Genomic DNA, 257 nt, shown 5'->3' with positions numbered 1-257 from the left:
CGGCAAGGGCGGCCTTTACGCCGCGCTCGCGTTGGTATAGTAACATTTGAAACCAGTTCATGAGGATGGCATGACCGAGAAGCACGACAATCCGATGGGCCTCGACGGCTTTGCGTTCGTTGAATTCACCTCGCCCGAACCCGATGCCATGGCCGATTGGTTCGAAAAGCTCGGCTTCACTCATGTCGGCACGCACAAGTCGAAAAACGTTCGCCATTATGCGCAGGGCGACATCAACTTCATCCTGAACATGGACG

General features: G+C 55.3%; 1 pseudogene. It reads left to right on the top strand.

The annotated features are described in order from the left end of the window. Positions 1–70 precede the first annotated feature (70 nt). A pseudogene (locus CVH10_RS22230) lies at positions 71–257 on the top strand (4-hydroxyphenylpyruvate dioxygenase); the annotation flags it as partial.

This window comes from Halomonas sp. ND22Bw (assembly GCF_003011945.1).
Classification (GTDB): Bacteria; Pseudomonadota; Gammaproteobacteria; order Pseudomonadales; family Halomonadaceae; genus Halomonas; species Halomonas halophila.
The sequence above is the reverse complement of the archived record's forward strand: the minus strand, read 5'-3'. Positions and strand labels throughout refer to the sequence as shown.